The sequence below is a fragment of the Sorangium sp. So ce117 genome, assembly GCF_051524395.1.
In the GTDB taxonomy this organism is placed as follows: Bacteria; Myxococcota_A; Polyangia; order Polyangiales; family Polyangiaceae; genus Sorangium; species Sorangium cellulosum_B.
Genome location: NZ_CP150309.1, coordinates 4,213,601 through 4,237,495, shown reverse-complemented (window position 1 = coordinate 4,237,495; position 23,895 = coordinate 4,213,601). Strand labels below are relative to the sequence as shown.

Genomic DNA, 23,895 nt, shown 5'->3' with positions numbered 1-23,895 from the left:
GTCGCTCCCAGGGCCATGCCCGTGAGGTGATGTCGAAGGCGCGGGCGCGAGGACAGCGCGCCTCTCCAAGGAGGACGGAGCGTACCACGCCCCGTTTGAACCGAGCAAAGCCGCGCGCGGTGCGTGGAGATGACAGGACGGGCGCGTGGCAAGGCGCGGGTCAGCCGGCCGCAGAGCGCTCGTCGAGCAGCTTGATGCCGGCGGCGACCTCGCTGGCGAACGACTCGGCGAGCGCCCGGGCCTGGCCGAACCGCGGCGGGACCTCCCGGGCGGCGCGGGCGAGCGCCGCGACGGCGAGGTCGTGGGGCTGGCGCACGAGGACGCGGTACGCGAGGCTCCGGCCAGGAGGCGTGGCGACGACCGCGAGCGTCGAGGCCGACCACGCGAACGGCGGGTCCTTCCGCGCGGCGGTCGCGAGATCCGTGAGCGGCGTGCGCGTCATCCAGAGGGAGAGCGCCTCGGCGAAGTCCGGCGGGGCGAGCCCCGGGACGCCGTGGCCCATGTCCGCGAGGCCGACGCGCCGGGTCTCGACCTGGACGCCGCGCAGCTGCCGCCACCGGAGCAGCCGCGGGGGCGGGCGCTGGCCGCGGAAGCTCGCGCGGCCCGTCCACCAGGCGACGAGCGCGTCCGTGCGAAAGCAGTCGAGCACCCGCGCGAACGTCGCGTGCCGCGAGAGCGCGGACCCGACGTCCGCCGGCGCGGGCACGAGCTCGCAGAGGTCGCGCACGCTCGCGAGCAGGCGGGGATAGCGGCTGCGCGTGAGCACGCCGGCGAGCTCGTGGTTCGTGAGCTGGAGCAGGTCGTTCAGCGCGGCCAGGAGCGCCCACTCGGCCGCGCCGAGCTCCGGGAGCACGTCGATCGGGGCGATGAGGCGGGCGACGCGGACGCGGACCAGATCGATGCGCGAGCCGAGGTCGCGATCGATCGCCGGCGCGCCGTCGCCGAGGAGGAGCGCGAGCCGGACGCCGAAGGGGCGCACAAGGCGCAGCGGACCGCCGAGGACGAGCGGCGCGAGCACGTTCGCCTGGAGCTCGGAGAGGCGCTCGGCGATCGCTTCAGGCTGGGTCATTGGGGCGTCCGGCCAGGGCCCGGCGGCAGCGCCCTCGGCTCGGCGAGCGGCTCGGACGGGGCGAGGTCGCGCAGCGGCCGGATGCCGACGCCGCCGAGCACGACCTCGGGCAGCTCGGTGGCCAGCGCCGCCGTGAGGCCCGCGGACGACACGGCCACCGCCGACCATTGCTGGGCCTCGAGCAGCGCCGTCTCGAGGGGGACGAACGCCTCCTCCGGCACGCCGATCGCCCCACCGTCGCGCCCGATGAACAGCGCCTGCCCGGCGGGGGCGCCCAGCGCGCGGAACAGCACGCCGGGCGCGACCGCAGGGACCGCGTCGTACCCGGCAGGGATGTAGAGGCCCGGATGGACCTCCCGGAAGAACTCGCCGACCGGGATCCCCTCGATGCCCGTGGGGTGCCTGAGGAACGCGCCTGCCGCGGTGAAGGCGATGCGGGCGCGGCGCAGGGTCTCGGGGCCGAGCGCATAGGCGACGTGCCGCAGGAGCGGCATCTCCTGCGGCCGGATCCACGACGCCGTGACCGACCGCCACGGCTCGGAGCTCGGGACGAGGCGGAGCGAGAGCACGACCGACGCGGGGCGCTGCGCGTCGCCCTCCGCCGCCACCTTCGCCGCGACGGGCTCGCGGCCGAGCTCCACCCGGGCGAACGCCGCGACGTCGCCCATCGCCGGAAGCTTCGCGATCTCCAGCGCCTCGCGGCCCCCACCCCGGAAGAGCACGAGGCCCGCCTCGCCGAACACCGGGCAGGCGCGGAGGTTGACCGGGTGCCGGAACCCCACCTCCACCGCCGCGCCCGGCGCGACCGGGACGAAATACCCGAGCCCCGGCGTGCTCGTGAGCAGCGGGACCATCCGGGCAGGGAGGGCCGGCACGCGGAAGAGGTACCGGAGCACCGGGGCGTCATCGAAGCTCGACTCCGGCGGCCACTCGCACAGGCCGACCTCGGCCTCGACGCTGCTCCGGGACAAGTACCGGATCAGCGCCGGGCCGAGCCCCGACTCCGCGAGCAGCCAGCGCGGGCCAGGGTCCCGTCCGGCGGCCGGATCGAGGTGCGGCTCGAGCCGGAGCAGCAGCGTGCGCACGTCGACGCGCCGCTCGACCTCGTACGTCTGCGAAAAGGCGTTGTGATAGAGCGAGAGCGCCGCGTCGCTGGGCAGGATCTGCGGGACGTCGTACCCGAACGGCGCGGCCGCGTCGCGGTACTGGACGAAATGCCGGCTCGTGCCGGTGAAGCTGTAGCCGCCCGCGAGCCGCGCGATCTCGGCGACACGGTCGAGCCGATCGCTGCTCTCGGCCGCGAACAGGAGGGTGACCTCCCGCGCCCCCAGCTTCGAGCGCACGATCTCGACGACGAGCGAGCGGAGGATGTCCGCGAGCGAGCCCTGCCGCGTGTACAGCGCCAGGAAGGCGACGAGCCGATCGATCGACGGCAGGAGGACGAGCCCCTTGGCGCCGAGCGCGACCCCCTTGGCGTCGAGCCCGAGGCCGGGCGTGCGCAGCCGGGTCTGGTGAACGGCGACGCGATCGAGCATCGAAATGGCTCCCGCCGCTCGAACGTAACGTGACGGTGAACGTAACGTTGAAGGAGCAGCGGAGCCGACGACCGTAGGAGGAGCCGCCGGATCCGTCAAGAGAGGCCCGCCGCGCGCTCTACGACGTCTCCGGCCGGATCGCCGCGTCCGCGACGTTGCCGGGTTCCCGTGACGGCGACACTGGAACTGCCATGAGCGACGGCGTAGTCTCTTTCGCGAATGCGCCCTGTCGGAACACCGCAGGCCCACGCGGCCCGGCGCCATGAGATCGCCTCTCCGCTGCGCCGGAGCCCACCCGGCGCCCATCCCTCGGACCACGTCGGCTAGCGCATGAGCTCCGCGCGCATCGAGTCCGCACGGCCGCTCGTCGCAGGCCGGTTCCACATCGAGCACGAGGTCGGCCGCGGCGGGATCGGCACCGTGCACCGCGCCTTCGACGTGCAGACAGAGCGGTACGTCGCGCTGAAGATCATCACGGCGGTCGGCGTCGACGCCGAGGACCAGGCCCGGCTCTCCCGCGAGGGGCAGGTCCTCTCCGAGCTCGATCACCCGGGGATCGTGAGGGTCGTTGCGTTCGGGACGCTCGAGGCGAGCGCTGTCGACGCGGAGGGGCGGCGGATCGAGGAGGGCGCGACCTTCATCGCGATGGAGTGGCTCGACGGCGAGGACCTGGCGGCGCGCCAGAAGCGCTCCCCGCTCTCGCTGCGCGAGGGGATCGAGGTCGGGCGGCAGGTCGCGAGCGCGCTCGCGGCCGCGCACGCCGCGGGCGTCGTCCACCGCGACATCAAGCCGTCCAACATCCTCCTCCTGCGCGGCTCGCCGGACGCCCCGCTCCGCACCAAGCTCGTGGACTTCGGCGTCGCGGCGTCGAAGGAGCTCGTGCTCACGACGGACGCGGGCGGCCTCGTCGGCACGCCGGCGTACATCTCGCCGGAGCAGGCGCGCGGCGACGCGACCGTGGACGCGCGCAGCGACCTCTACTCGCTCGGCGCGACGCTGTTCGAGCTGGTCGCCGGCCGGCCCCCGCACATGGGGCCGACCTCGATCGCGACCCTCGTCCGCCTGGCGACGACGCCCGCGCCGCGCCTCTCGGAGTTCCTGCTCGACGTGCCACCGGCGCTCGACGACCTGATCCACGCGCTCCTGCTCGCCGACCGGGAGCTCCGGCCGAGCTCGGCGCACGAGGTGGCGGACAGGCTCGCGGCGCTCGCCGACGAGCCGTACCTGCCCACCCCGTCGCCGCTGCGCGTGAGCGACAACCCGCCGGGCGCGATGGGCACGCGGCTCGTGACCACGATCGTGGCGCTGCACGTGGCCACCGGCGAGGAGCGCCAGCGGGAGCTCGAGGCGCTGCGCCGCCGCGGGGCCGACGCGCTGCCGCTCGGCACGGACTCGATCGCCGCCCACCTCGGCGTGCGGCAGGCCCACGGCGACGAGGCGTCCCGCGCCCTCGAGCTCGGGCTCGCGCTCGGCGGCCGCGGCGGCCGCGTCGGCGTCGCCTCCGGCCGCATGCGCGTCGACAGGACGCGCGCGGCCGGCGAGGTCGTCGACCGCGCGGTCGCGCTCGCGCGCGAGGCGGGCCTCGGCAGGGTCCTCGCCGACGCCACAACGGTGGAGCTGTCCCGCGGGCGCTTCATGGGCGAGCCCCTGGAGAGCGGCGCCGTGCGGGTGCTCTCGCGCGCGCCGAAGCGGCCCGACGCGCAGACGCCGTTCGTGGGGCGGGACGCCGAGCTCATCACGACCGTCGCGGCGTTCGAGCGCTGCGTGGAGGACGGGACGCCGGTCGTGATGAGCATCTCGGGGCCGCCGGGGATCGGCAAGAGCCGGCTCGCGCGCGAGTTCGTCGCCCGCATCGTGGATCGACCGGATCCGCCGCGGCTCATCCAGCTGCGCTGCGAGTCGTTCGGCCGCGCGCAGGCGCTCGGCGTCGCCACGGACGCGCTGCGGGTCCTCATGGGCCTGCCGAAGGGCGCGTCGCTGGAGCAGGCCGAGGACGCGGTGCGCGCGCGGCGGCCGCTCCACGGCGACGGCGGGCTCCTCGCGCGCCTGCTGGCGAACCAGCCGTTCCCCGACGGCGTCGACCTGCGCGGCGCGCGCGACGCGCTCTACCTCTCGATGACCGACATCGCCGTCGACGCGGCGTCGAGCGAGCCGTGCGCGCTGCTCGTCGAGGACGCGCAGTGGGCCGACCCGGAGAGCGTCGCGTGGCTCGATCACCTCCTCGGGCGGGCGACCGGGAGGGCGCTGTTCATCCTGCTCATGGTGCGCCCCGCGTTCTGGCGCGACCAGGGCCAGCGCTTCGCCGGCCGCGACCACGTGCGCGTGGAGCTGCGCCCCATCGCGCGCCGGGCCACGCGCGAGATCGCGCGGGCCGTCTTCAGCGCTGCCGCGGCCGCGCGGCCGTTCGAGGACGCGACGCTCGACCGCGTCGCGCAGCAGGCGGCCGGCTCGCCGCTCTTCGCCGAGGAGCTCGCGCGGGTCATCGCCTCAGGCAAGGACGCCGCCACGGCGCCCACCATCGAGGCGGCCATCCAGGTGAGCCTCGACGCGCTCGACGAGCCCACCCGGGAGGCGGTGGTGCGCATGAGCGTCTTCGGCCTGTCGGTGTGGGACGTGGGCCTCGCCGAGGTCGGGGTGGCGGAGCCCGCGACGGCGCTGAAGAAGCTCATCGCCGCGGAGCTCCTCGTCGCGCAGCCCGCGTCGCGCTTCCCTGCCGCGCGCGAGTTCCTGTTCAAGCACGCGCTCGTCCGCGACGTCGCGTACGCCTCCGTCGGCGACGAGCTCCGCCAGCGGCTGCACGCCGCGGCGGCGCGCTGGCTCGATCGGCTCGGCGAGGACAGCGCGACGGTGGCGCAGCACTTCGACCTCGGCGGCGAGCACGAGGAGGCCGCGATCCGCTGGGAGGCCGCCGCGCGGCGCGCCCTGGCGACGAACTCGCTCCGCGACGCGGTCACGATGGCCGATCGCGCGCTCGTGTTCTCCCCGGACAAGCCGACGGCGTTCGCGCGCGCGGTCCTCCTCGAGGAGGCGTACTCGCGGCTCGACGCGCGCTCGCCCGAGCGCGACTCGGCGATCCGGGCGATGTGGGAGAACGTCTTTGACGAGGCGAGCGAGCTGCGCACGCTGACGGCCCGCGCGCGCTACGACCACGCGTGCGGCTCGGGGATCGACCTGGAGGGGCGGCTGACGGCGCTGCGCGACCGCGCCCGGTCGATCGATCTCGTCGAGGAGGAGGCGCAGTGCTCGGCGACGCTGGCGCAGGTCCACGCGTTCGCCGGGCAGCTGGCGATGGCCGAGCAGGAGGCCGCGCACCTGCTCGACCTCGCGGCGCGGCGGAACCTCGTCTGGGCGGCGGTCGACGCCTGGCAGACGCGCGCGGTCGCCCACCAGACCCGCGGCGAGCCGGCCGCCGCGCTGGGGGCGCGCCGGAACGCGGCGCGGGCCGCGCGCCGCGCCGGGCTGCAGGAGCGCGAGGCGATACTGACGATGAACGTCGGCTTCGCGCTGACGACCATCGGCGCCCGGGAAGAGGCGCTCCAGGAGATCGAGGGGGGCATCGCCAGGGCGCAGGCGATCGGCAGCTCCGGGGCGGCGCGGCACGGGCAGATGATCCTGCTCTGCTGGGCGGCGACGTTCGGCCCCGAGCCCCGGCTCGACGCCGTGCTCGCGGAGCCGCGCGCGAGCGCGGACGAGGCCGCGGGGAGCATGTGGGTCGTGCGCGACCGCGTGACGCTCGGCATCCTGTTCTACCGGGGCTGCGAGCTCTTGCGCCTCGAGTCGTCGGGCCTGGCGCGGGCGCGCTCGCTGCTGAAGAAGGCCACCGACGCGTACCGCGTCACGGACAACCGCGACGTCCTGCCCGTGGCGCTCGGGTTCTGCGCCGAGGCGGAGCGCCGCTTCGGCGACGCCGAGCAGGCCCGCGAGATCGCGCGGGAGGCGGCGGCCCTCGTCGAGGCGGGCGCGCCGAGCCTGCTCAACGAGGCGCCGATCTACCTCGCGCTCCACGACGCCTGCGTGGACATGGGCGATCTGGAGGGCGCGCGGGCCGCGATGGAGCGCGCGATGCCCCCGCTCCTGCGCCGGCTGAAGGGCCTCGAGGGGACGCCCTACGCCAGCTCGTTCCTGCTCAACCTGCCGCAGAACTCCGCGCTGCTCGCGGCCGCCGAGGCCTACGGCTGCGTGCCGCCGGAGCTCGAGGTGATGCTGAGCGGCCGGCCGTAACGCCCCGCGCGGCGCTCCGACGCCCTCTCGCGCGGCCTCCGGCGGTCACGCCGAGCCCGCGGCGCTGCCGGTCACTTCCGAGGCGCGGTTCCGCCGCCTGCCTTGGGGGACGTCGACGGCACCGGGCGGAGGTTGATGGTCAGCACCTCGTCGCGCGTGAACACCACGAAGCGCGCCTCCGGGGTGTACCCGTCGGCGGTGACCCGGATGCGGTGCCCGGTGCCATCCCGGCTGAACCTCGCGAAGAACGGGTTGCTGGGGAGCTCCACGTCGTCGAGGTAGATCTTCGCGTCCAGCGGCGTGGCGATGATCCGGAGCTCGACGAGGTTGGCGACCGGGGGCGCGTAGGTTGGAGGAGATGGGGTCGTGGCCTCGCCCCCCCTGGTCTCCGGAGGAACATCGCCCTCTGGCGGGGTCGCCGTGGGGCGAAGCGCGAGGACCGCCCACGCGCCGCCGATCAGCAGCACCGAAAGCACGGCGATCCCCGCGCTCCAGAGCGCCTTTCGCCGGGTCGACTTGGTGTTGGCGACCATGATCGTGGGGATCGTCTGGCGGTTCGAGATGCTGTCCTCGCGCGACGGGTCGTCGCCCAGCATCTGTTCCCCCACCGGCGCGGAGAACTGCTGCGACATCTGCGAGAGCGGCATGCGCTGAGACCACGGCACGGCGCCGCGCTCCTCGAGCACGGGCAGGATCTCGAACTCCTCCCCGCCCTCGGCCGCGCCGGCGTGGAGCCGCCCCAGCTGGTCGCTGATCGCGGACCTCACCTCGGCGCGGCGGTGCGCGAAGGTCTCACCGATGAGGCGGCCGATCTCGGCCGAGGAGGGGCGGCGGCCCATCGTCGCCAGGTACGCCTCGACGTCGTCACGCATCTGGGCCGCCGTCGCGTACCGCTCCTCGGGCGCCATCGCGAGCGCGCGCGAGCAGATCCGCTCGAGGGCGTCAGGCGCCGCGGGCCACCGCTCGCGCAGCTTCGGGATCTCGCCGAACGTGAGCCGCTGGAGGATCTGCACGTCGGAGAGATCTCCCCAGAAGCGCTCGCCCACGACGAGCTCCCAGAAGATGAGGCCCATCGAGAAGATGTCCGCGCGGCGGTCGACCATCGTCGCGAGGGCCTGCTCCGGCGCCATGTACCGGATCTTCCCCTTCACGACGCCGGTGCTGGTGTCCGCGTCGCGCGTCGCCCACTTCGCGATCCCGAAATCGACGACCTTCGCCTGCCCGTCGTAGGTGACGAAGATGTTGTGCGGGCTGATGTCGCGGTGGACCACATGGAGCGGCTGGCCGTTGAAATCCATGAGGTCATGCGCGTAGTGAAGCCCGGCGAGCGCGTCGGCGAGGATCGCCAGGTAGACCGCGCGGTGACGCGACGGGTCGATCTTCCTGCAGATCCGATCGAGGGAGTGCCCTTCCAGGTACTCCATCACGATGTAGTACTGCTCGTCGATCTGGCCGCACTCGTACGTCTGCACGACGTTCGGGTGGTTCAGCCGCGCGGCGAGCCTCGCCTCGTCGAGGAACATCGCGTTGACCTCGGGCTCGGTCGCGATCCCCGGCTTGAGCCGCTTGATCACGACCAGCTTCTCGAACCCGAGCGGGCCGCGATGCGCAGCGAGGAAGACCTCGGCCATCCCTCCCTGCCCAAGCTTTGCGATCAGCCTGTATCTCCCGAAGCCTCTCGCGGACTGCACGGGGAGCCGGACGATCATCGATGACGAGGTCACAGCACCTGATCGTTCGTAAGGATTGCTGACTCGTCAAGCAGACTCATGGAGATGTGCATCCCTCCGGCACAGCGGAGCCCCGGGGCGAGGAGCGCACGCGCGCTCCCCGAGTGCCCCGGGTGCTCCGGTTAATGAGGTGAATTCCGCTACTTAGGCCCTGCTGCCGCGCGGGATCACCCCTCGCCGATGGCGATCCCGAGCGCCTGACGCAGCGCGAAATACTGATCGCTTGTCGAGAAGACGATCAGCTCCTTGAGCCTGTCCTGGGGCGGGAGATCCCCGGGCTGCTGCGGCTCGGCGGCGATGATCTTCTTCGCGATCTCGAGATCGCCCGAGAGGAGCAGGCCGGTGCGCGCCGCGGTGATGTCGACGCACTGGACCCACCGCTTGATGTTGGCCTTCGCGCCCTCCGCAAGGAACTTCTTGACCACCATGCGGAGCCCCTCGAGCTGCATCGGCTGCATGAACCCGCGGAGCGTCTGCGCGGTCGCCGTGATCTGCTTCTCGATGTCCGGCGGGACCGACGTGTCGGGCGCGACGAGCTTGATCCCGGCGAAGAGGAGCACCGTCAGCTCGGTGACCGTCGGGAACAGCGTCTTGATGTAGTGCTCGCCGCGGTACATCGCGAGGTGCTTGCCGACGATGAACGTGAGCTCCTGCGGCGAGAACCCGGTCAGCACGGTCTGCCCTGCGACGGACGCCGGCTGCTCGTTCGCCACCGCGACGAGCGCGCCGGGCACGTCGCTCCGCACGTAGAGCCGCGGCGCCGGCAGGCCGAGGACGTTGGCCGCCCACCCGAAGGTCCGGGCGAACGTCACCGTCGAGGTCGCCGGATCCTGCAGGAAGCGCTGATCGAGGACCGGCAGCTCACGGCGCTGCTTGAGCGTCTCGATCTTCGCCCTGAGCGCGGCCCCCGCGATCATCTCGAAGATCTTGCCGACGTAGAGGTTCTCCTCCTCGTGGAACAGGTTCCTGATCCACTGCTCGTTGTCGAGCCGGCTCTTCGCCTGGATGAGCCCCTGCGGGCGGTAGTCCTCGAAGTACTGCTGCTCGTCGGGATCGGCCTTGCGGAGGAACGACAGCGCCGCCGCGACGCACCAGGCCTGGTCGTAGCGCTTGCTGTCCACGTACAGGCGGTAGAGCCGCTTGTACGGGTCGATCTTCATCGGATCGATCTTGACCATCGCCTGGAACTCGCCGGTCGCCAGATCGAACTGCTCCGACTGCTCGTAGAGCTCCGCGAGGATCAGGTGCTCCGTCGCGTCCTCGGGCTTGAGCCGCGACGCCATGCGGAACGTCTCGAGGGCGGCCGTCCTGTCGCCGAGCCGATCACGGTAGATGAGCCCGAGCGCGTGCCAGAGGCTGTACTCGAGGTCCGTGTTCCCCTTGCCGGCGACCCGATGCAGCATCTTGCGGTACGCCCGCTCGAGCTGCTTCCACTCCTTCTGCGCCGTGAGGATCTTGTTGATGCGCTCGAAGGCCTCGAGGGAGTGCGGGTTCAGATCGAGTGTGTCGTTGAACAGCTCCACCGCGCGCGCCGGGTCGTCCAGCTTGTCGCGGTAGATCTGCGCCATCGTGTAGAGGTAACGGCTCTTCCGATCCGGCTGCGGCTCCAGCTCCGCGATGCGCTGGAGGCAGTCCACCATCCGCTCCCACTGCCCCGTGCGCTGGTAGAGCTGGAGCAGCTTGTGGAGCAGCACGTGGTTCTGCGGCTCCAGCTCGAGCGCCTCCTCCAGGGCCTCCACGCCCTTCGGGATGTTGTTCTCCTTGTCGACCCAGATGTCGCCGATGTCGTTCAACATCCTGAACCGCTCGAGGCCGTCCATGATGTTGTCGAGGATCAGCCGCTTGTAGTGGCAGACCTGCTTCCAGTCCTTGAGCGCGTCGTAGACGGCGACCATCGCCTCGAGCGTCGGCCGGTGCGCGGGCTCGGCCCCGAGCGCCTTCTCGAAGTTGTTGACCGCCTGCTTCGACTGCCCCTGCGCCTGCTTGATGCAGCCGAGCTTGTAGTAGACGGTCGCGCGCTCCTCGGTCTCGGCCTCGTCGAGGCTGGTGAGCACCTTCTGGTAGTTCGTCAGCGCGCTCGCCCAGTCGCCGAGCTTGAAGCTGACGTCCGCCAGACCCCGGATCGTCTCCTGATCGGCCAGATCGAGGTTGTGCGCGGCCGTGTACGCCTTGAGCGAGGCGTCGTCCTTGCCGAGCCGCTCGAGGACCCGCCCGAAGGTCCGCTGCAGCCGGTGCTGCTCTGACCTGTCGCGCTTGCCGCTCTTCCTGACGAGCATCTCCGCGAGCGGCTCGGCCTGGGCCCACCGCTCCGTGGAGACGTACTCGCTCAGGAGCGGCATCGCGGCGTCCTCGTTGTCGGGATCGCTCTGGAGCGCCATCTCGTACGCCTGCACCGCGAGCGCGTGCTCGCTGAGCATGTCGTCCCGGAGCTTGCCGAGCTCGACGAGCAACCGCGCCTTGGCGCGGGGCGCGTCGGTGTTCATCTGCTCCTGATCGAGGTAACGCGCCGCCCGGTCCCAGTCGGCCGCGTCGATCGCGATCACCCGCAGCGCCGCCAGCGTCGGCACGTGCGACGGATCGAGATCGAGCGCCATCTCGAAGCGCTCCTGGGCCAGGACCCGCTCGCCGAGCTTCTCGTCGAGCTGCCTGCCGATCCGGAAGTACATCTCGACGCGCTGCTTGCCGTCGGCCGTCAGGTCGGCGACGCGCGTCATGTACTCGATGGCCTTCGACGAGTTGTCCTGCTTCTCGTAGAGCTTCGCCAGCGCCTCCAGGGCCGGGATGTGCGTGTCCTGGATCTCGACGATGTTCAGGTACGCGTCGATGGCGCGGTCGAGGTCCTCGATCTCCTCTGCGTAGACCTTGGCCGTGTGGGACCAGAGCTCGATCTTCTTCTGCCGGTCCTCCGCCGCGTTGATGTGGCGATCGTAGGTGTTGATGAGATCGTGCCACTGGCGGAGCCGGCGATAGCAGCGCTCCAGGGCCTCGAGCGCGGGCTCGTGGCTCGGGTCGATCTCGACCACCTGCTCGAGGCGCGCGGCCGACAGATCGGGCTTCAGGAACTGTTCCTCCTGGAGGGTCGCGATCTTCATCAGCACGTCGATGCGCTCGCGCTCCGTGGTGACCACGTCGAGCTGCATCTCGAGGACGCGCACGAGATCGGGCCACTGGTGCGTCGCCGTGTAGACGCGCTCGAGCCCCCGCATCGCGAGGAGGTTCGAGGCGTCGATGTCCAGCACCTCGCGGTAGACCGCGCCGGCCTTCTCGATCAGGCCGAGCTTGGACTCGTAGAGGCCGGCGGTGCGCAGCTTCACGGCCGCGACGACGTCGGACTCGTTCACGGCCCGCGCCTTGCGGAGCAGGACGTCGACGAGATCGTTCGACTGATCGCGATCCGTGTAGATCCGCTCCAGCGCCTCGAGGGCCGGGAGGTGCAGCGGATCCACGTCGAGGGCGCGCCGGTAGAAGCTGAGCCCCTGCTCGACCTCGCCCATGTGCCGCTCGAGGACCTCGCCGAGCTCGGTCAGGACCTCTTTCCGATCGACGTCGGTCACCGCGACGTTGAGGGCGCTCGTCAGCATCTGCCCCTGCTGCTGCCACTGGCCGGTCTTCTTGAAGAAGTTCGCCATCTGGCGCAGCACGGCGACGTTGTTCGGGTCGTGCGCGAGGATCTGCTGGTAGTACGGCTGGGCGTACTCGGGGTGGCCGAGGTCCTCCGCGTACCACTTGGCGAGGCGCAGGCAGAGCGTGATCTTCTGGAGCGGGGCCGTCTGCTGCTGCAGCCACCCGTTCACCGTCTGCACGAGCTCCGGCCAGCGGTTCGTCGCCTGCGCCATGCGCTCGAGGTAGCGGACCGTGTCCATGTCGGAGAAGTCCATCTCGAACGCCGTGAGCAGCGCGTCGAAGGCCTGCGGCTTGTCCTCGAGCTGCTCCTCGAAGACCCGGGCCACCTTGCGGAGGATGTCGGTCTTGTCGGAGACCTCCTCGCGCGAGTCGAGCCGCGCGAGGTAGAGCTCGATGAGCGGCTCGCTCCGCCGGGCCGCGTCGTGGAGCTGCTCGAGCGCCGCGAAGGCCTGGTCGTGCGTCGGCTCGAGCTCCAGGACCTTCTCGTACGCGAGCGTGCCCCGGTCCCTCTCCTCGACCTGGTGCTCCCAGATCTGCGCCACCTCGAGGTACTCGCGCACCTTGTCCGCCGGCGACTCGTAGGCCGCCGCCCGGCCCATCTTCACGTCGATGACCTCGACCCAGCGCCCCTCGGCCCGGAGCAGGTTCTCCAGGGCGGCCATCGCCTCGAAGTCCTTCGGGTCGACCTCGAGCAGCTTCCTCCAGGCGTCGATGGCGTCGTACGCCTGCCCGAGGACGTGCTGGTAGGTCGTCCCGAGCTCGCGGTACAGCGCGATCACGTTCTCGGCCGGCAGCACGTCCCGCGCCCGATCCACCGTCTGGTGGAGCGAGCTCACGATCTGCTCGGGCTCGTTGCGCAGCCGCCAGATCGCCGCGATGGCGTAGAGCGCCTCGAGGTTCGCGTAGTCGATGTCGAGGACGCGCTGGTAGTCGTCGAGCGACGAGTCGTCGCGGCCGAGCTGCTCGTGGAACAGCTTGGCGCGGCGGAGCAGCACCGCGACGCGCGACTCGTCGTCGATCGCGATGTCGTAATGCCGCTCGAGGACGTCGCAGAGCTCGGACCACTGCCCCACCCGCTCGTAGAGGTTGGACAGCGCCCCGAGCGCCTCCGGATCCTCGCCCCGGAGGTCGAGGACGCGCTTCCAGGTCTCGACCGCGCCCTGGACGTCGTTCAGCCGATCGGCGAGCAGGTGCGCCATCTTGGCGCGGATGTCGGCCTCCTGGCTGTCGCCCATCGCGTTCTCGAGCTCCCGCTCCAGCACGACCTTGAGCTGGGTCCAGGCACCCTTGGCCGTGTAGATGCGCTCGAGGGCGCTGATCGCCTGCTCGTTCGTCGTCTCGAGCTCGTCGAAGATGCGCCGGAACGCGCGGATGGCGTCGTCGAGCTGACCGAGCCGCTCCTCGTACGTCTGCCCGAGCCGGAGGTACAGGTCGACGAGCTCCGGGCGATCCTCGGTCGCGCGCACCCGCTGCTCGAGCACGCTCGCGAGCTCCGGGTACTGCTCGAGCTGCGTGTAGATCCGATCGAGGTTCGAGAGCGCCTCGGCCTCGAGCGGCTCGATGCCGAGCACGTACCGGTACGTCTCCTCGGCCTTGGCGACGTCGCTGAGGTCGGTCTCGAAGACCCGCGCGAGCCGCTTGCCGATGCCGGTCTGGACGTCCTTGTCGCTGTGGATGCCCAGCACGTCGGCGTACGCGTTGGCGAGCATCTCCCAGCCGCCGTCGACCGAGCCGGCGAGCCGCTCGACCTCCTCGAGCGTCTTCTCGTCGCCCGGGTACTCCTTCAACGCCCGCATGAAGACGGCGAGGGCCCCGTCCGGCGAGATGAGGCGCTCCTCCTGGAGCTCCCCCAGCCGGTAGTACATCGCCTGCCGCTCCTGCGCCTCGGTGAGGTGGGTGAGCTCCGCCTCGAGCACCCCGCCGAGCTTCTCCCACTCCGCCGCCGCCTGGTAGAGCGGCTCCAGGATGGCGCCGATCTCGATCTGCTTGATCCCGGCCGCGAAGAGCCCCTCGAGGGCCTCGAGCGTGGGCGAGTGCTCGGGCGCCGCCGTGAGCACCTCGCGGTACGCCCCGATGGCCGCGGGCAGGTCGTTGAGACGCGTTTGATAGACCACGCCGAGCCGGTACTTGAACTCGAGGATCTCGTCCGGCGACTGCGCGATCTCCGACTCGCGCGACAGGATGGTGACGAGATCGCCCCACCGCTCGGTCGCGGTGAACAGGCGATCGAGCGACGCGATCGCGGTCTGGTTCTCCGGCTCGACCTCGAGCACGCGCCGGTAGCGCGCGACGGCGCTGTCGATGTCGTCGAGCTGCGTCTCGAAGATCTGCGCGAGCCGCAGCCCGAGCTCCACGAAGCGCGCCGGCTCCTCGCCGAGCCGGCCGAGCTCCGTGTCGTACAGCGCGGCGACCTGCGGCCAGCGGTTCACCATCATCGCGAGCCGCTCCAGGTTCGAGAGCGACTCCTCGTTGCCGATGTCGCACGTCACCGCCCGCGCGTACGTCTCGAACGCGGTGACGTGGTCGCTCAGCATCTCCTCCGACAGGCGCGCGACGCGGTGGAGCAGATCGACCTTCTCGTACGGGTCCTCGGCCACCTTGACCCGGACCTCGAGCACGCTGATCAGCTTCTGCCACTCGCCGGACGCGTCGTAGATCGGCTCGAGCACCAGCGCGGCGCCGAGCGGCTCGCGGCTGCCGTCCTTGATCTGCTCGAGCGCCCGCAGCGTCGGCTCGTGATCGGGCATCTGCTGCAGGAGATCACGGTAGAGCTCGATCGCCCGGGACACGTCGTCGAGGTGCTTCTCGTAGAGCTCCGCGATCCGGTACTGGTAGCTGATGCCCTCCGCCGGGTCCGCGGTGATCTCCGCCTCGTGCTGGAGCACGCTGAGCAGCTCGAGCCAGTTCTGCGACGTCTGGTAGAGCACGTCGAGCCGCCCGAGCGCCTGGAGATCGTCCGGATCGATCTCGAGCACGCGCTGGTACGTGTCGATCGCGCTCGCGACGTTGCCTAGCTCGCGCTCGTACACCGCGCCGATCTGGTAGTAGATGCGCTTCTTCTCGTTCGAATCGAGGACGAGATCGGCCTTCTTCGCGTAGACCGAGAGGAGCTCCTGCCAGCGTGAGAGGCTGAGGTAGAGCTTCGTCAGCGCGTCGATCGCCCGCAGATCCTCGGCGTCGAGCTCGAGGACCTTGCCGTAGACGGCGATGGCCTGATCGTGCCGCTCGAGCACCTCCTCCTCGAGGCTCGCGGCCTGGAAGAGGGCGAGCTTCTTCTCGGTCAGGTCGTCGAGGATGTCCGCCTTCTGCTGGAGGATCTGCGACAGCTCGTTGTAGCGCTCCGAGGTCCTGAACAGCCGCTCGAGCGACTCGGCGGCGTGCAGGTTGCGCGGATCGATCTCGAGCACGCGCCGGTAGTGCCCGACGGCGCTGTCCATGTCGCCGAGGTCTCCCTCGTAGATCCGCGCGCTCATCGTGTAGAGCGAGCTCGCGAGCTCCGCGTCCGTCTGCTGCGCCGCCAGCGTCTCGAACACGCGCGCCAGGTCGGCGAAGCGACCGGTCGCGCGCGCGAGCCGGTCGAGCCCCTCCTGCGTCGACTCCGAGGCCGGATCCTGGCTCAGCGCCCGCGCGTAGGTGTCGAAGGCCGAGCTGAGGTCGCTGCCCGCGTCCTCGTAGAGCACGGCGATCTGGTGGAGCAGCTCGACGCGACGGGTCACGTCGTCGCTGCGCCGCACCTGCACCTCGTGCACCCCGATGAGCTTCTGGAAGTCGCCCGACTGGCGGTACAGCGGCTCGAGGATCTCCGCGATCGCGAGCTCGTGCTCGGCGACCTTCCCGAGGCGCTCGAGCGCCCCGAGCGCCTCGACGTTGGTCGGCTCGCGCTCGAGCACCTGCCGGTAGATGTCGATCGCCGAGTCGACGAGCCGCATCCGCGACTCCCGCAGCGCGGCGAGCCGGAGCATCAGCCGGATCTGCGCCTCCTCCTCGACCGCGATGCCGAGCTGCGCCTCGAGGTTGTCCGCCAGCTCTTCCCACATGCCCTGGCGGCTGAAGAGCCCGTCGAGCGCCGTCAGCGCCACCAGGCTCGTGTTGTCGATGGAGAGGACCTCGCGGTACGCGGCGATCGCCTCCTCCGGCTGCCCGAGCCGCTGCTCGTAGACCTCGGCCATCTGGGCGTAGAGGCCCTCGCGCTCGGTCGGCTGGTGCACGAGCTCGATGCGGCGCCGGTAGACGCCGATGAGATCGCCCCAGCGCTCGGTGCGCCGGTAGAGCTCGTCCATCGCCTCCAGCGCCTCCGAGTCGGCGGGGTCGATCGAGAGCACGCGGAGGTAGCCGTTCGCCGCCTCCTCGACCTTGCCGAGCCGCTCGTGGATGCTCGCGAGGCGCATCCAGTACTCGCGGCTCAGCCGCGCGTCGCTCAGCGAATCGGCGATCTCGCTGAAGATGACGTCGAGCTTGTCCCAGGCGCCCGCCTGCGCGGCGAGCGACTCGAGCTCCGCCCGCGTCTCGGCGTGCGACGGGTCGTCCTTGAGCGCCCGCGACTGCGCGTCGAACGCGCGGCCCAGGTCGCTCAGGCTCTCGGCCGCCGTCCGCGCCACCTTCCGGAGCAGCGCCACGCGCGTCGCCGTGTCGCCCTCGGCCGCGGCGAGGATCTCGAGCGCCTGGATCAGCTTCTCCCAGTCGCCGCGCCCCTCGTAGATCTCCTGCAGGATGGCCGCCGCCTCGGCCCGCAGGGACTCGTTCGAGAGCAGCGCCTCGAGCGCGAGGCGCGCCGCGTCGTTGCCCGGATCGAGGATCAGGATTTCCTTGTAGTTCTCGAGCGCTCCGGCCGCATCGTTCAGGTGCTTCTCGAGGGTGCTCCCGAGCCGGAACTTGAGGTCGATGAGCGCCTGCTCGTCGAGCGGAGAGTCGATCCGCTTGCGGAGCACGTCGACGTAGGACTCCCAGTCCTGCTGCTCGCGGTAGAGCTTGTCGAGCGCCGCGAGCGCCTGCGGGTCCGTCGGCTCGTCGTCGAGCACCTGGCGGTACGTCCCGATCGCCTGCGCCGCGTCGCGCAGCTCCCCTTCGTAGAGCTCCGCGATCGCATAGAGGATCTGCTTGCGCTCCTCCGGCTCGGTGACGATGCCGAGCTTCTTCTCGTAGATGCCGAGCAGCTCGCCGAACCGGCCCGTCTCGCGGTAGAGCCGCTCCAGCGCGCCGATCGCGGCCTGGTTCTCGCCGTCCGCCTCGTACACGGCGCGGAACTGCGAGAGCGCCTCGTCGATGCGCTTCACCTCGTCGAGCAACACCCGCCCGAGCCGGAGCCGGAGATCGACCCCGAGCGCGATGTCCCCCTCGCCCTCCGCGCGCGAGATCGCCGACGAGTAGGCCTGGATCAGGGCGTCCCACCCCTCGGTCGAGCGCGCGGCGCGCTCGACGTCATCGATGCACTGCTCGTCCTGCGGGGCGATCTGGAAGGCCGAGAGGTAACGCTCGAACGCCCGCTGCGGCTCCTTGAGGCGCGTCTCGTAGAGCGCCGCGACCTGCCGGTAGAGGTCGAGCCGGGAGACGTCGTCCTGGTCGTGCGAGAGCTTCACCTCGATGGCGCCGGCGAGCCCCTTCGGGTTGTTCGCCTGCGTGTAGATCGGGATGAGCGCCTCGGCCGCGGCGAGGTGCGAGCCGTCGATCGAGAGCACCTTCTCGTAGGCGCGCGCCGCGCGATCCGCCTTCTGCTTCTGGACCATCCAGAGCTCGGCGATCTTGACCAGCAGGCTGATCTTGGCCGCGTCGTCGGTCTCCTTGGCCTCCTGCGACTCGAGGACTCGGATGAACTCGTCCCACTTGCCGCTCTCGGCGTAGAACACCTCGAGGTCGTCCCAGCGCTGCAGCTGGAGGTACGCCTTCTTGAGCGCCTCCTGGGCCTTGCGGTCCTGGGGGTTCAGCGCGATCACCTCTTGCCAGGCCTTGACGGCCGCCTCGTCGTCCTTGAGGCGCTCGCCGTAGAGCTGCGCGAGCTTGCTGAGGAGCGCGAGCTTCTGGGTGCTGTCGAAGGTCGTGTCGACCTGCTTCTGCAGCACCCTCGCGAACGCCTGGTAGTCCTTGTTCTTCTCGTAGAGCCCGGCCAGCGCGTTCAGCGCCTCGGGGTTCTCCGGGTCGTTCGCGAGGACCTCGTCCCAGAGCTCGATGCAGAAGTCGACCTTCTTCACCCGCTCCGACGCGAGCTTCGCGATCTCGAGGTACTTCGCGGCGCGATCGCCGCCCTCCGGGAGCGCCGCGGCCTCGCGGCGGAGCAGCCCGATGAGCTTCTCCCAGTCGCGCCGCTTCTCGTAGCTCTGGCGGAGGAAGTCGATCGCCTGCGCGTGCTCGCCGTCGATCGCGAGGATCGACTCGTAGCACTTCACCGCCTCGGCAGCGTTCGAGAACTTGCCCGAGTAGAGCTCCGCCGCCTTCGCGTAGTTGTCGATCTTCTCGGCAGGATCCGAGACCGCCTCGGCGATCTCGATCAGCGTCTTGACGTACTCGTTGTACCGCTTGGCCTGCTCCTGCTTCTGGGCCTTGGCCTTGAGCTCCTCGACGCGGCCCGCGGCCTCCGCGGCCGGAGGCGGCGGCGCTGTCGGCCGCCGGCCGACCTCCGAATCCGCAGGCCTGCTCTCGGCGGGGGCCCGCGCAGGAGGCGGCGGCTCGATGTCGGCCACCGAGGACCTCGCGTCGCGCTCGTCCACCGACGAGGCGTCCACAGGAGCGCTCGCGGGCGCGCTCGCCCTGCCGCTCACCGGGGCCGGCGCGCTGAGCGGGGCCGGCGTGCTGAGCGGCGCCGGCGTGCTGAGCGGCGCCGGCCCGCTGACGGGCGCAGGCGCGCTCGTGGGAAGCGGCGTGGCGTCCGCAGGCGCGACGGCCACGGGCGCAGGCGCGGCCGGCGCGACGACGACGGGCGCAGGCGCGGCAGCAGCCGGCGGAGGCGCGGACGGCGCGACAGGCGCGGCCGTGAGGCGCTCGCCGATCTGCGCTTCGAACGCGCTCACGCTCGGGTGCGTCGGGGCGACCGCCGAGAGCTTCTCGAACCAGCTCCTGGCCCGGATCAGGTTGCCGAGCTGGCGCCAGGCGACGCCGCCCGCCTGCGCGATCATGTACGGGGAGCTGCCGTTCTGGTTGGCAGCGCTCTCCGCCAGCGACGCGACGCGCTCCCAGTTGCCCTCCTTCGTCCCCCAGAGCTCGCGCAGGTAGGCGAACGCAGCCTCGTTCGAGGGATCGAACCGGAGCGACTCCTCGAGGAGCTTCGAGCCGATCTCGACGTTCTGGTGCCGCGTGGCCCAGCGGACGCCGAACTTGAACGCCGCCTCTCCGCGCGCCACGCCGGCGCGCGCGTCGAGGATCCGGCGCTGCGTCTCCACGATCGCCTGCGGCCGCTCCGCCTCGACGAGGAGCCCCTCGAACATCGCCGCGGCCTGCTTGTCGGAAGGCGCCGTCTCGTACGCCCTCCGGAGCAGGTCCTCGAGCTGACCGCGATCGAAGCGCTTCGCGAGGCGCGCCGCGCGGAGCAGCAGCCGCTTGCGCTCGTCGGTGCTCGCGGCCGCGTCGGCCGCGTCCACCAGCTCCGCCATGCGCGCCGACCACGACGACTGGTCGACCTGCATGTCGAAGAGGCAGGCCCGCGCCTCCTCGCTCGTCCCGCCGGACGCGGCGAGGCCCTTCGCGTACATCTCCGTCGCGCGCTCGAAATCGCCCGCGTCGCAGAGCACGTCGCCGAGCTCCACGCGGAGCTCGGCGGCCGCGGTCCCCTCGGGGGCGTTCCTCAGCTCGAGCTCCAGGAGCTTCTGGACCATGTTGGTCTTGCCGAGGTCCCAGTAGATGGAACGAGCCGACTCCAGCGCCTCTAACAGCGCTGGATTCAGCTTGTAGGCGTCCTGGAAGTGCTTCAGCGCCTTGACGGCCTGAAGGAACTTCTCCTCGAGCAGCCGCCCGAGCTTCAGGTGATATGCCGCCTTCCGGGTCGCGTCCCCTTCGGCCGCAATCCCCTTCTCGAGCTCCTCGACGAGCCCTTGCCAGTCATGAACCGACTCGAGATGATTGAGACGCTGCGCAAGATCCATTGATTATCGACCCTCGGCCCCGACCTTCGAACGAATTGAAACGCTTACGTGCCCCGTGCCGCGCGCGGCATCACGGCTATTGACCGCCGAGCCGCGCGACGAGCGTGTTCGCCGTCTCGCACTCGGTCTTGAAGCTCGCCGCCTTCGAGCCCTTGCAGGCGCGCGTGGTGAACCCCTTGAGCATCTGGATCGCCTCCTGCTTGCGCGGCGGATCCAGGGTCGCGTAGGTGCTCCCGAGACTCCAGAGAATCTGCACCGACTCGGGACCATCCGTGGGCGCCACCGCCTTGGCGGCCTCGAGCTCGGACACCATCTCCGCCGTGGACCCCCGGTCCTGGTAGACCGACGCGAGCAGGCTGTGGACGCCGAAGAGGTACTTGTCCCCCGGCTTCGCGAACGACTTCGCCTCCTTGAGCACCTGCTCGGCCTCCTTCGTGTACCCGAGACGGGTGTACAGGTCGGCGAGCGCCGCGTAGTAGCGGATTTCGTTCGGATTGTGCTCGATCGCCTTGGTGAGGTTCTCGAGCGCCTTCTGCTCGTCGTCCGTCCAGAGATAGACGTTCCCGAGCTGGGAGTAGCAATCCGCGAAGTTGGGGTCGTTCTCGATACACTTCTGGTAGGGCTCTTTGGCCTCTTCGTACGAGATCGTCTTCTTCTTCGCTTGCTGCTCGAGCGCCCACCCTCGTTCGAACCAGTAGTTCGCGAACTTCGGGGCGATCTGCGTGGCGCGAGCCAGCGTCGATGCGACCTTGTCCCACGACTCCGACTTCTTGTGTGCCATCGCCAGCTTGAAGAAGATGCGGTGGTTGTTCGGGTCGAGCTTGGTCGCCTGCTCGTACTTGTTGGCCGCACCGTCGGGGTTGACGGCGACCTCCTTGTCGGCCTGATTCGCCAGGATGACGGCCTCCTGGCGATGGCGGCTGCAGCCCAGGCCCGCCGCGCTCGCCGCGACCAGGCCAACCATCAAGAATGCCCCAAGCTTCATCTCGCTCACCTTTCGAATGGCCCCGGCATCGCCGGCCTCTGAGTGACCTGGGCGTCGCGTCGCCCCTCTTCAACGTCCCGGAGTCGGCTGCGCCGCTCCTTCACAGCGTCCCGGAGTCGGCTGCGCCGCTCCTTCACAGCGTCCCGGAGTCGGCTGCGCCGCTCCGTCCCCAATCCCGGAGACGGCTGCGCCGCTCCTTCCAGCGTCCCGGAGTCGGCTGCGCCGCTCCTTCAGCATCCCGGAGTCGGCTGCGCCGCTCCTTCAGCAATCTAGGAGACGGGCTGCCCCGCTCCGTGTGGCACCGTCACAAGCGTCCCGAGGTGGCGCGCGTTGAACCTCGCGCGGCGACGCGAGAATAGGCGGAGGCAACCGCGGAAGTCCAGGGCTTCAGACCCCGTGCATGCGCCTCGCTGCAGCGCCTCCACGCGGGGCCCCGCCCTCCCCGCGCGGCGGACGCCGAGCTGGCCACCCCACGGCGCTCGCCGCAGACCGCTGGCCGCGCCCGGCGCCGGCCGCGTCCAGCGCTGAAACGAAAAACGCCCCGCACATCGCGTGCGGGGCGTTCGCTCGAACCGAGCGGCGAGGCGGACTCAGCCGCCGGGGCTGAGCATGATCGGGTAGACGACGGTGACGATACCGCCCTCGGGCTGCGGGAACGACAGGCCGTAGAACGCCCGAACGACGCAGGAAACCACGCCGTTATCGGGCAGATCCGAACCGCCGTTACCCACGTTGGAGACCGCGCCGTCGCGCCCGATGACGAAGCGCACCGCGACACGGCCCTGCAGATTCGGGTTGTTCCTGAGCCCGTTCTCGTAGCAGAGCCGGAATCGACCGAAGTTCTGGCGGACGATACGCTGGATGACCTCGGGGGGCAGACGACCGCTCACGCTGGTCGCACCCATGCGCACCTGCGGCGGCTTGGTGCGATGCGACCCGCCGAGGCGGCCATGGCCGGAGCCGAAGCCCTGGCCGGTGCCGGTGCCGGCGCCGTGACCGATGGTGCCGATCGAGCCGAGGCCGATGCCTTCGCCGCGCCCGCCACCGCCCTCGCCGATGCCGGAGAGGCCGAGGCCGCCAGCGCCGAACGAGTCGCCGATCTGATCGCCCCACATGTTGCCGCGGGCGCTCAGCGCATCGTTTCCGAGCGAATCGTCGCGTCCCCACGGCGCGGTCGGCGCGTTCGGATCGCCGCCGGCTCCGGCGTTCAGCAGCCCGATCATGCCGAACTCCGCGGCGTCGCGGAGCGCGGCCTGGCGGGCGATGTGCGGATCCGGGTTGTCAGCGGGCCCCTGGACGCCGTAGCGGTTGCCGGTGGCCTTGGTGTTCGGGTTACCCATCGAACCCTCTTCACCCTTGGCGCGTGTACCGGTGCCACCCTCCTTGTTGTCCGCCGCGTTCTCGGCGACCTGCTCGGTCTCCTTCTCCTCCATCTCCTTCTCGGCGGCCGCCGCGAGGTACTGCTGGATGAGGAACTGCTGGTCAGCGGAGATCCCGTCCTCGCCCGTATCGCCGAGGGGCGGCATGAAGAAGGCCATCGCCGCGAGCAGCCCGAGGTGAACCGCCATCGAGAGGCCCGTATACAGCAGGCTCTGCGTGTCCAGCTGGAGGTGGCCAGCCACGACTTTGCCTGCGTTCACGGCGGACACCTGGAAGACGATGCCGTCGAGCTCGACCTTCGCCTTCCCGCCCGACGGAAGCGCCATCTGATAGGCGCCAGACAGCTCGGAACACGGCTGCGTGAGGCCCTGATCGATCGCCTGCTGCACCGTCATCTTCGGCCTACCCGGGATCTCGATGGTGCCGGTCGCGCGGGGCAGGAGCACCACGGAGACCGAGCCTGCGCGATCCGCGAGAATGATGGGCGCTCGCGTCGTGCCGAGCTTCTCCGAGGGGATGAAGTAGTCGCACTTGAAGTTCTTCCCCGCCTCCTCACCCACGTAGAAGGAGCGCGGCGGCGTGAGGTGCTCGACGTGGAGCACCGCGGCATCCCACAGAATCATGACCTCGACCGAGGCCGCCGGGACCTCGGTTTCGTCGCTCGGCACGTCCGGCCCGTTCTTCACGAGCGTGTACGTGTAGGAGCCCTCGGGCGCGTCCGGGGGCACCTCGTCGACGGCCGGCGCCGACTGCGCGAACGGGTTGTTGTAGGAGAACGGGTCCGCGCCGCCCGCGGAGGCCGCGGCGAACGGGTTCCCAGGCGGCGCAGCCGCGAACGGATTCCCGGGCGCCGCAGCGCCGAACGGGCTCCCACCAGGCGCCGCCGCAAACGGGTTGGCGGGGACCGGCTTCGCAGGGCCCGCGGCCGCGGCGACCGCCACCGGCTCCGCGCGCTCCAGCATGATCTTCGTGCCGCCGATCTGGAGCTGATCGCCTGGGCTGATCTTGCACTTGTTGACGCGCGCCCCGTTCACCATCGTGCCCGGCTCGTTGCCGAGATCGATGAGCGTGATGTCCTGCGGGGAGGCGACCTCGATGACCGCGTGCATGCGCGAGGCAAGCTCGTCATCGACACGCAGATGGCTCTTCGCGTCCTTGCCTACCTTGACGATATCCTGGGTGATCGTCTCCCGGCGGACGAGCGCCTCGTTTTGGTAGAGCGCAAATGTGAGAGCGACCCTTTGCTTGCCTTCCATCTCCGCCAGCCTTCCCTATGCGCCGC

General features: G+C 70.7%; 7 protein-coding genes. 1 reads left to right on the top strand and 6 read right to left on the bottom strand.

What is annotated here, in order from left to right:
- Window positions 1–160: 160 nt before the first annotated feature.
- Together WMF46_RS15855 and WMF46_RS15850 are read right to left on the bottom strand one after the other, a co-directional pair.
- Window positions 161–1,069, bottom strand: a complete 909-nt coding sequence (locus tag WMF46_RS15855; RefSeq protein ID WP_437299949.1) for a hypothetical protein — start codon at window positions 1,067–1,069, stop codon at window positions 161–163.
- On the bottom strand, window positions 1,066–2,604 hold the full coding sequence (locus WMF46_RS15850; protein ID WP_437986372.1) for a hypothetical protein: 1,539 nt from the start codon (window positions 2,602–2,604) through the stop codon (window positions 1,066–1,068). The genes WMF46_RS15855 and WMF46_RS15850 overlap by 4 nt, the downstream gene beginning before the upstream one ends.
- Before the next feature lie 330 nt (window positions 2,605–2,934).
- Here WMF46_RS15850 and WMF46_RS15845 point away from each other — a divergent pair, with 330 nt between their 5' ends.
- Window positions 2,935–6,825 (top strand): serine/threonine-protein kinase, encoded by a 3,891-nt coding sequence (locus WMF46_RS15845; RefSeq protein WP_437986371.1) that lies wholly within the window; start codon window positions 2,935–2,937, stop codon window positions 6,823–6,825.
- 71 nt (window positions 6,826–6,896) lie between these two features.
- Here WMF46_RS15845 and WMF46_RS15840 read toward each other — a convergent pair whose 3' ends face one another.
- From WMF46_RS15840 to WMF46_RS15825, 4 genes are all read right to left on the bottom strand, one after another.
- On the bottom strand, window positions 6,897–8,534 hold the full coding sequence (locus WMF46_RS15840; RefSeq protein WP_437987899.1) for a protein kinase domain-containing protein: 1,638 nt from the start codon (window positions 8,532–8,534) through the stop codon (window positions 6,897–6,899).
- A 188-nt stretch (window positions 8,535–8,722) separates the two neighbouring features.
- The gene (locus WMF46_RS15835; RefSeq protein ID WP_437986370.1) at window positions 8,723–20,248 is read right to left on the bottom strand and encodes a tetratricopeptide repeat protein; all 11,526 of its coding nucleotides are present in this window, start codon (window positions 20,246–20,248) and stop codon (window positions 8,723–8,725) included.
- A gap of 76 nt (window positions 20,249–20,324) precedes the next feature.
- A complete protein-coding gene (locus WMF46_RS15830; RefSeq protein ID WP_437552778.1) occupies window positions 20,325–21,233 on the bottom strand; it encodes a tetratricopeptide repeat protein in 909 nt (302 codons plus the stop codon).
- Between the two features lie 590 nt (window positions 21,234–21,823).
- Window positions 21,824–23,869 (bottom strand): AgmX/PglI C-terminal domain-containing protein, encoded by a 2,046-nt coding sequence (locus WMF46_RS15825; protein ID WP_437986369.1) that lies wholly within the window; start codon window positions 23,867–23,869, stop codon window positions 21,824–21,826.
- Window positions 23,870–23,895: the final 26 nt, after the last annotated feature.